Below are 9,878 nucleotides of genomic sequence, written 5' to 3'. Positions count from 1 at the left end.
CCTTATGCTTCAATCCATTCCCAGCCTTTGATTTTGCATAATAATTTAAATTTATTTATATAATCACCATAAACCATAACAACATGATGAGCAAAACCATTATCTAATAAAGTATCATATACAGCTTTAACACCTTTATTAAATTTTCCTTTTGCATAAGTACCTTTTAAAAGTTTATCCATATATACAGCATTACCTTTTTCTGCAAATATTCTAGTTTTTCCTAAAGCACTATCAATACGTACAATATTAAAATTACCCTCTTTCAACACAAATCCTGTAGTAACACCTTTTCCTCCAGCAAAATATGTATCTAAAGTAGGAGTGCATTTTTTATTTGTAAGGTTACATGGAGCAACTCCACAATGCCATAATAAAGCAGTATCTTCTTCAAAATCAACTTGAGAGAAGTCAGCAGAATAAGGAGTTTCTATATCAAGAGCTTTACAAATTAACATACTTAAAGCCAACATAGCATCGCCTTCACATGCTAAAAGGTATTTCTCTTTAGCTATTATTGACATAGCAGCACAAGGAGATATTCCATAGCTTTGAGCATATTCAGGCAAGCATCTAACAGCTAAAGCATCTATATGATTAGAATCAACAAATTTTTTGATAGATACACATAATCTTGCAACTTTTTTAATTTGTTCATCATTAACATCATCACAATTAAAGAATCCTTTTATTTCTTCTAAATACGTTTTAGCTTCATCATCGCTTACTTCCTGATTATACATATCAGCTATTTGATAATATTCCAACATGGCACCTGTACTTTTAAAGCTTGTCAATTCATCAAAAGCTAAATTAAAAAATCCTTGAGCTCTTGAACCAACTAAAGCTATTTTTGCTATTTCCATTGCTTTTACCATTCTTAAAGCATCTATCCAATCAATATCAGGCAATGGAGCAACAATATGATGCACGAATTTAACACCTGCTTTAAAAAGATTAGATTTATTCAAATGAATACCGCATGCAGAATTATATCTGATTTTTCCTCCATCATAAGCAGCCTCTGGAAGCCCCCATAAATGCACAGGTTTTTTTACTTTTTCTTCAATGATAAGTGCTAAATGTCCTAGATGGAAAGTTCCACTTGTAATGATAACACCATCAACCAATTCTGAAGATAACTGATCAGCTGCTTTTTTTGCTTCTTCCACTTCTATTACAGGCTCATTAATAATAACCCAATCAACATTTTCTATTTTTCTTAATTCTGATTCTTTACTCTTAAACTCTTTCCAAGCACTTTCATAATCAAAAGTTTTTCTTAAAAGACATACTAAACCTATTTTTACTTTACCTTTCATTTTATAATCCTCCATAAAAAATTATTATTATTTATTGGCTATATCTCTAACAGCTTTATATGTAGCTGAAAAATCTTCTTTACCCAAATTCATTTCTATAGCATGATCATATACTTTCTTTGTATTCTCCATACCATTCAATTTAAGACTAGCTTCTTTAGCTAATCTATCAGCTATATAAACATCTTTATGCATATTTTCTATAGAGAAAGCAGTATCATACTTATCCTCAGCTATATTTTGATATTTACTTGATAAATAAAAATTTTGTCCTCCACCATATGATATAGCTTTTTCAAATGTAGCAGGATCAATTCCAAATTTGCTAGCTAATAAAATATTTTCATTTACCCCATTTTGTATTTGAGTAACTAAATTATTATGACATGCTTTCATAACAAGTCCTGCTCCATTATCACCTAAATGTATAACATTATTCCCCATACGTAATAGAATATCTTTAACCCTTTCAAAAGCTGATTTATCTCCACCTGCATATATACCCAAAGTTCCTTCTATAGCAGCCGCTTTAGATTTTACTAAAGGACAATCAATCATAACAGCACCTGTTTTTTCAACTTCTTTTGATACATCAATAGAAACTTGAGGATCTATTGTAGACATATCAACCCATATTTTACCTGCTTTTAAATAAGGAATTATTTCTTTTGAAAGAGATAATACATGTTCACTTTTTGGTATTATAGAGAATATAACTTCCGCTTTTTCTACAACTTCTTTTGATGATGAAGTCCATATTGCTCCTAATGATTCAAACTCTGATTTTTTACTATCAGATAAATCATATACAAACACTTTATCATCTTTACCTTTTTTTATTATATTTTTACACATTGGGTCTCCCATTATACCCAAGCCTATGAAACCTATATTCATAATTTTCTCCTTTTATTTATTTTTACTTTATTAATTGACTAACTTGATTAAATATTGTAATTCCTCCTGCAGCTATAAGAACTACATTCAATATATATTCAAATGTTCTTTTGGAAATTTTATCTGCTAATTTATTTCCATAAACTATTGCTGCTATTAAAAAAGGAATATTAATAAGAGTGTATTTTATTACCTCAGGAGTATAAGCACCTGTTAATATACTTTGTATAAAAGTTACAAAGTTTAGTATAATCCATAAAAGTGATAAAGTAGCTCTAAATTCCTGTTTATCTGTAAGCATTATACTTGCATAAATTACTATTAGAGGTCCTCCTGATACAAAAGCACCTTGTATTATACCGCCTGCAAATAATAGCAGATATCCAACCAATTTAGGTATATTATTAATTTCTAAACCTCTTAATTTTAATATTCCAAGTACTCCTGCAAAAATCATAAGAATACCCAATATCATTATTAATTGCTGCTGAGGAAGTTTGCTGTACAACAAATATCCAAAAGGTAATCCTAATGCTGATACTCCAATTATTATTAAACAAGTTTTGAAATTTAAATGTTTAAATGTTTTTAATAACACATATACAGGCTGTATCAAACCCATAACCAGTAATACTGATTTTGCTGCTGATATACCTATTAATGATATTACAAAAGGCATAGCAATAATGGTACATCCAAAACCAGTTAAAGCACTTATAAAATGAGTAGAAGCAATAATTAATATTAAAACTATATAATCTATCATAATCATTTTCCAATATTTATTTTTATCAATATGTTCTTTTTATATTACATTCCAAGTAAATAAGGTACTCCCATTACTAAATCAGGGAAGAATGATATAAGGAATATAACTATTATCTCTGATAAGATAAAAGGCCATGTTTCTTTTACTATATCTTCTAATGGTACTTTTGATATATCAGAAGACATAAATAATACTAATCCCATAGGAGGTGTAACCAAACCAATAGTAACATTAATACTCATAACTACACCGAAATGTATAGGATCTATGCCCATAGATATTAAAGAAGGTGCAAATATCGGAGCAAATATCAATATAGCTGGACCTGCATCCAAAAACATACCAATCAGAAAGAGCATCATATTTACAATAAAGAAAGCTAAATATGGATTATTTCCTAAAGAAAATATTATCTTACTAGCAAAAATAGATATAGGTGATAAAGAAGCCACAACTGCAAATCCTGTAGCAAAAGCAACCATCAGCAATATAGATGATGATGATATAGCCACATCTCTGAATAAAGGAAATAATGCTTTTAAAGGTATAGATTTATATATCAATAAAGCTATTATTAAACCATAAGCTACAGCTACAGATGCAGATTCAGTAGGAGTAAATACACCTCCATATATTCCACCTAATATTATTATAGGAGTAAGTAATGCTAAAAATGAATGCTTAGTCTGTATAATTTTTTCAGTAAATGTAGCCTTTGGTCTTCTAAAATTGAATCCTTTTTTTGAACATAGTATATAATTAACTATCATTAATGATATACAAAATAATAAACCGGGTATGATTGATGCTATAAACATAGTACCCACAGATACATTCATAGTAAATGCATATATTATCATAATTCCTGAAGGAGGTATAATAGGACCTAAAACTGTCGCTGCAGCAGTTACAGCAGCTGCATATTTTTTAGTAAATCCATTTTTATACATCTCAGGTATTAACATATTTCCTATAGCAGATGTAGCAGCAACAGCAGAACCTGTTAACGCTGAAAATAATGTAGCTGATAATATAACAACATGTCCTAAACTTCCTTTTACATGACCCACCATAACCTGTGAAAAACCTATTATTTTTTCTGTTATTCTTCCTTTACCCATAACAGCACCAGCCAATATAAAAAATGGCAATGCAAGCAATGTGAAACTTTCAAGAGAAATATTAATTCTATTAAACATAGAAGATACTAAATTCATCTGATTTGCCATAATAACTTCTATTAACGGAGCTGCACCTAAAGCAAATAAAACAGGAAGCCCTAATATCATTAAAGCCAAAAATATAATAAAAAACATTATACTCATTTTTAAACTCCTAAATAAATTAATTATTATTTTCTTCTATGCTGTCTTCTTCATTTTCCTGAGATGACTGAAAAGGATCTTTCAAAAATAAATCAGCATAATCTATATCAAATAAATAACATAAACTAACAATTAACTTCTGAAATGATACTGTTATAGTCAAAAATAATGATATGGGCATTACTACTCTTACAACAGCTAAACTTATAGGAAGTAGATTAGCCCTAATATTCATTCCCTGCTGAAAAGAAGATATTGAAAAAGGTAGATATGTAACTGCTATAAAAACTATAAAACAAATATAAATTATATCAAATATATATTTTATCTTAGTATTTTTGAATCTTCCATAAATTAATTCCATTACAACATTTTTATCAGCATAAACCAAATAAGGTAAACATAGATATGACATCCAAACCATCAAATAAACAGCAAATTCTTCTACCCATCTCAAAGGCGATTTCAAAAAATATCTTAATACAACCTGTACTACAACAGAAATGGTCATAACGATTAATGTAATTGTTGCAATATTAACTAATAATTTGCAAATAAACTTATGAAAATTATCAATAAACTGTATAATACTTTTCATATAGGCTCCTTGAAATAAAACGTTTTAAAAAAATGCCCAGTTATGTAAAACGTTTTAATTAGTAGATAAAAAAATATAAAACGTATAATCAAATTTTATTAAATTATTGTTATATAGTAATTACAAAAAACAAGGATTTAAGTTATTTAAATTTATGTAAAACGTTTTAATTTGTATATTTATAAGTCTATTCATTTTTTTTGCTTTGTCAACAAGAAGAAACATTTTTTTTAATTTTTTTATTAAGAATTAATAGATTTTTCTTTTAAGCTTTCTTTGAATAAAAATTTAGTTTTAATATATTTCTGACCAGATATTATTTTATTATTAATTATCATATCATTTAAATTCTTTACTGCCAATTTAGAAATATTTTTTATAGAGAAACTTAAAGAGCTTAAATTAGGGTAAATATATTCAGACGCTGATATCCCGCCTATTCCTATAACTCCTATATCAATACCAGGAAAAATATTATTCCTTAATAGTTCGGATATAACATATATTCCCTTTATATCATCTTTACAAATAATAACATCAGGAATATCTTTTTTATTTGATATAAGTTTTTTTATATCTTGCTTTATCTTTTCTGCATCTTCTGTATAACCTAATACTATAGGGCTATGTATATTATTCTCTTTTACAGAATCATAATAGCCTTTTAATCTTTGTTCGCAAACTATATAATCTATATTTCCACTAACATAAGCTATTTTTTTATAGCCAAGTTTATATAATTTATTAACTAAGTTTTTTATTTCTTTAGAATTATCTATATCAATACAAAATACTTTATTGCTATAATTCTCTAAATCTCCTATAACTACAGTAGGTATATTCTTTTCTATTAACAAGTCCAATAATTTCATATTCTTTTTACTTGCCATAAATATAGAACCGCAAATCTGTTTATTACTAATAATAGAGTTTAAATACATAGTCTCTTTTTCTTCTGGTTCAAAAAATGGTATCAAATAATAACCTAATGCTGTTAAATGTTTTGAGATATGAGGAATGGCTTCGCTTATAGTTGGATGGCTTTGTTCATCAACATTAAAATTTACTATTAAAGTTATTAAATTTGTCTTACCTCTCAATCCCGAAGCATTAAAATCAGGTGTGTAATTAAGTTTTTTAGCAACATCCAGAACTAGTTTTCTTGTATCTTCTTTAACCCTATCTGGATTATTATAAACAAACGAAACTGTTGTAATAGATACACCAGCCATTTTAGCTACATCTCTTATACCATTTTTTTTCATATTCTAAAACTTTATTAATAAATTATTGATATTTTTTATTATATATAATTTTAAATTTCTTTTCAATACAAAGTAATACGATGAATAATATTAAAATCAATTAATTTACAAAAAATAACATTTGTAGTTTATCATACAATAGTAAATTTTTTGTCCTTGATAAAAAAATAAAAAACAATAAAATACAATCAATCTTTTCAATAGGTGTTAACAGTGTTAAAAAAACTAATATACATTATTTTTTTGCATTCATTATTTTTTAATATTTTTATTTTTGCACAAACGAATGAAACAGTTATACTTCCATATACTCAATACATGGAAAGAATAAAAATATTAATACCCGAGATGAAATTAACAGCCTCTCAAGAAAGCAATGCAGAAAATAATTTAACTAAAGCCAAAAGTTCAGGCGATGTGAAATTTGATTTGCAAGCAGGTGCTATAGGAAAACAAAATCATTTTGATGAGTACAGTTTTATACCAACTTCAGATTTTAATTATAATGGTTTTAGAATAGGTGCAGGGTTCAGTGGACTTATACCCTACTCAGGAACTAGATGGTCTGTAGAAATTAAACATGATAGTTTTTTTGGTGATTTAAAAACAGGAGATGTAGTACTTCCTGTAAATACTCCTTTTGGTACAATTAATGGTAAACTTCCAAATTTAAGTACAAATGATTTTAAATATTATGCTCCAAGTATAAAAATACAAGTAGCTCAGCCTATACTGAGAGATTTTTTTGGAAAACTTGATAGATACCCTATAAAAGATGCAGAATATCAGCTTACTATAGCAAAGTTAAAAAGAATAATAGATGATAATAGCGTACTTACATCATATCAGAAAATTTATTATCAATGGATAATGTCTAGAAAATTAATAGCTTTATATGATGCTATGATTAAGGAAGCAAAAAGTTTTGAAAATCAAGTTTATAGAAGATATACAAGCGGGGTTATAGATAATGATTCTTATCAAAATGCTAAAAGACAAACTTTAAAATATATAGAAGCAAAAAATAAATCAGAATTAATGCTTAAAAAAGTTATAAGAAATATTCAGTTTTTTATACCAGAAGAAAATATAATACCAAATGATGATGATTGGAATCAAACATTAGAAACTTCTATAAATGCCAAAATAGATATAGTACCATTTTTAGAAAGTACTCAAGGACAAATGGCTTATCAGTTAAAATTAAGAAGCGAATATGCCCTATCTATAATGAAAAATAATGCATTACCTGATTTGTCTATAGTTGGAAATGTGTCATTATCAAGTTTAGATGATAATGGATATTTTAAATCTTTTTCTACTATGACTAATGTTGATTATTTTGTAGGGCTTATGTTTTCCTACCCCATTGGAGGAAGAGATGCTAAAGCAAAAATGCAAGATGCTTATGCTGCTTTGAATGCTGTTACTGCAGATTTTGATAGAGTTAATAGAGATTTTGATGTACAGATAGGTACTTATTATGATGAGTTTGAAGTTTATAAAAAAATGCTTGAAAATAAAAAATTAGAAGTTACTTCTATTGTTTCGAGAATAAATACTCAAAATGCTAAATTTAAACAAGGGCGTCTTCCTATAGATGAGATAATAAATGCAAGACTTGATTTATCACAGGCTAGAGCAGAACTTCTTAATTTAGAATATTTAATAATCACAACTGTAATGGATTATCATTCTTTAGTTTTACTTAATAATTAAAATAAATTTGGAATTAGAATATGGACAGAATAATAGAACTATTTGCAAAAAACAGATTATTGGTTAATGTTATTATTTTGGTAACTTTAGCTGTAGGTATATACTCTTACCTTAATATAAAGAAAGAGGCTTTTCCATCAACTGACTTTGATGTTATGATAGTACAAGTAATATATCCCGGAGCTTCTCCTGAAGATGTTGAACAGAATGCAATGATACCAATAGAAGATGAACTTCAAACTATATCGGGTATTGATGAGTTTTATTCCATTATAATAGAAAATGCTGGAATACTTACTATAAGAATAGATATGGATCTTAAAGATTCCAGATATGTAAAAGATGAAATATTTAGAAGACTTCAGAATGCTCCAAATGTATCGAAAGATGTTTCAGAAATAAAAATTTTTGAAGCTAATGCAAATAGACTTCCTATATATAATTTGGGAATAAAGTTTAAAGAAGGCATGGAAGGAACAGAAAAAGAACTTTATGATATATCCAAAAGATTTGAAAAAGAATTAAAATATGTTGATGGAGTTGCTAATATTGAGGTATACGGAAGAACAGATCCTGAAATACAAATATTAGCTGATCCTTATAAATTGAGAGAATACTATACTTCATTAAGTGAAATTATACAGTCATTATCTTTGAGAAATATACGATCTACAAGCGGAAGTATGAAGCCTCATTCAGATGATAATTTGGAAGAAAAAAATAAATTGTTAGTTACTACAGGACAGTTTCAAGATCCTTTATCAATTACAAATGTTATTATACGCTCTATATTCAATGGGCAGCCTGTAAGGATTGGAGATGTTGCTAGGGTTGAAGAATTATTCGTTGATAAAAGTGTCTATATGAGAGTAAATAGTAAGCATGGTTATTCTATAAATATAATAAAAAAAGAAGATGCTGATATATTAAAAACAATAGATAATGTTAATAAATATTTTGAAAATAATAAAGCTACTATTCCAAATAATATAGAAATAATTCCTATGGCTGATAACTCAAGGACTATTAATGATTTATTAAATGCTGTTTCTTCAAATATTATAACAGGCTTCATAATAATATTTATAATACTTATAATATTTTTGGATTTTAAAAGTGCAATATTCACATCATTAGGTATGCTTATAGTTATAGCAGTTTCTCTTATATATATGACATATTCGGGTATTACTTTTAATATAATATCTTTAGGAGGAATAATAACTGTACTTGGAATGATAGTAGATAACTCTATAGTAGTTTCAGAAAATATATTTAATTATCATCAAAGAGGAATAAAAGGTCTTTACGCAACAAAAAGTGCCGTAGGAGAAGTATTTATGCCGATGTTTGTTTCTACCCTTACAACTGTAGCATCTTTTGTTCCTATAATATTTGTTACTGGAACTATGGGAAGATTAATTAATCAATATCCTAGAGTTGTTATAGTTGCTTTGATTGTTAGTATATTTCAGGCTATTTTTCTTCTTCCAAATAATTTAATAACAAAAGAGGAGTTGACAGGAATATCAAAAAGAAAGAGATTTAATTTTAAAAATCCTCTTGATTTTGATAAGGATAAATTGTTCAATATATTAAAGAAACCTTTTGTTAAGTTTTTAAGACTCACATTAAAATTTAGATATATTGTATTTACATTTTTCATAATTACTTTGATTATAACTCTTGCTATAGCTAAAGTAATATTTTCAAAATTCACTTTAGTTTATGATACTAGTGCTGATGTTATAGTTGTTAATATTGATACAGGAGTAGGAAGTTCTATATATAAAACAGAAAAATATCTTCAAAAAGTAGAAAATATTATTTATGATACTATAAGTACAAATGATATAATAGCAGTTTATAGTTTATTAGGAAAACAATTGGACAAAAACACTGTTGAAGTATCGGAGGAAATGGATAATATTGCTGGTACTATGATATATTTAGTTCCTGCCAATAATAGGAAAAAAATAGCTT

At 27.2% G+C, this 9,878-nt stretch carries 8 protein-coding genes; 2 read left to right on the top strand and 6 right to left on the bottom strand.

Annotation, left to right across the window (positions count from 1 at the left end):
• Positions 1–2: 2 nt before the first annotated feature.
• The 6 genes from Q1J76_RS03230 to Q1J76_RS03205 all read right to left on the bottom strand — a co-directional run bounded on the left by Q1J76_RS03230 (position 3) and on the right by Q1J76_RS03205 (position 6,176).
• A complete protein-coding gene (locus Q1J76_RS03230) occupies positions 3–1,322 on the bottom strand; it encodes a fucose isomerase (protein WP_300366697.1) in 1,320 nt (439 codons plus the stop codon).
• A gap of 27 nt (positions 1,323–1,349) precedes the next feature.
• Positions 1,350–2,219, bottom strand: a complete 870-nt coding sequence (locus Q1J76_RS03225) for an NAD(P)-dependent oxidoreductase (RefSeq protein ID WP_300366694.1) — start codon at positions 2,217–2,219, stop codon at positions 1,350–1,352.
• 22 nt (positions 2,220–2,241) lie between these two features.
• A complete protein-coding gene (locus Q1J76_RS03220; RefSeq protein ID WP_300366692.1) occupies positions 2,242–2,985 on the bottom strand; it encodes a sulfite exporter TauE/SafE family protein in 744 nt (247 codons plus the stop codon).
• Positions 2,986–3,029: 44 nt separating this feature from the next.
• Entirely contained in the window at positions 3,030–4,313 is a 1,284-nt protein-coding gene (locus Q1J76_RS03215; RefSeq protein WP_300366689.1) for a TRAP transporter large permease, read from the bottom strand.
• 19 nt (positions 4,314–4,332) lie between these two features.
• Positions 4,333–4,911: a TRAP transporter small permease gene (locus Q1J76_RS03210; RefSeq protein WP_300366686.1), complete on the bottom strand. Its 579-nt coding sequence runs from the start codon at positions 4,909–4,911 to the stop codon at positions 4,333–4,335.
• A gap of 242 nt (positions 4,912–5,153) precedes the next feature.
• Positions 5,154–6,176 (bottom strand): LacI family DNA-binding transcriptional regulator, encoded by a 1,023-nt coding sequence (locus Q1J76_RS03205; protein ID WP_300366683.1) that lies wholly within the window; start codon positions 6,174–6,176, stop codon positions 5,154–5,156.
• A 213-nt stretch (positions 6,177–6,389) separates the two neighbouring features.
• On the opposite strand from Q1J76_RS03205, the gene Q1J76_RS03200 reads away from it, so the two are divergent.
• Positions 6,390–7,895, top strand: a complete 1,506-nt coding sequence (locus Q1J76_RS03200) for a TolC family protein (RefSeq protein ID WP_300366680.1) — start codon at positions 6,390–6,392, stop codon at positions 7,893–7,895.
• A 20-nt stretch (positions 7,896–7,915) separates the two neighbouring features.
• The coding region (locus tag Q1J76_RS03195; RefSeq protein WP_300366677.1) for an efflux RND transporter permease subunit at positions 7,916–9,878 on the top strand (1,963 nt) is incomplete at its 3' end.

This window comes from Brachyspira sp. (assembly GCF_029258575.1).
Lineage (GTDB): Bacteria > Spirochaetota > Brachyspiria > Brachyspirales > Brachyspiraceae > Brachyspira.
The sequence above is the reverse complement of the archived record's forward strand: the minus strand, read 5'-3'. Positions and strand labels throughout refer to the sequence as shown.